Origin of the sequence: Corynebacterium sp. HMSC067D03, assembly GCF_001811185.1 — a bacterium.
GTDB lineage: Bacteria > Actinomycetota > Actinomycetes > Mycobacteriales > Mycobacteriaceae > Corynebacterium > Corynebacterium coyleae.
On sequence record NZ_KV803813.1, the window covers coordinates 1 to 216 of the forward strand.

The window sequence follows — 216 nt, forward strand, 5'->3', positions numbered from 1 at the left end:
TTGGGTGTGCTGGTGTTGTTTGAGAACTCGATAGTGTGCCAATGCATTTTTTGTTGTTGTGTGCTTGGTGTTGTGTGCCATGGTGTGCATGCCTTGTTTGGTGTGTGCCGGTGGTGGTCGGGTGAACCATTGATTGCCTGATCATCTGTGTGGTGTGCTTCATTTGTGAGTGCATGATGCATGTTGCCAACCCCTTGTTTTTGCCCCGTCAGGGTG

The 216-nt window shown here is 50.0% G+C and carries 1 protein-coding gene; it reads right to left on the minus strand.

Annotated elements, in window-relative coordinates:
• On the minus strand, positions 1-182 hold a 182-nt coding region (locus HMPREF2785_RS12090; RefSeq protein ID WP_210386096.1), incomplete at its 3' end, for a hypothetical protein.
• Positions 183-216 lie beyond the last annotated feature (34 nt).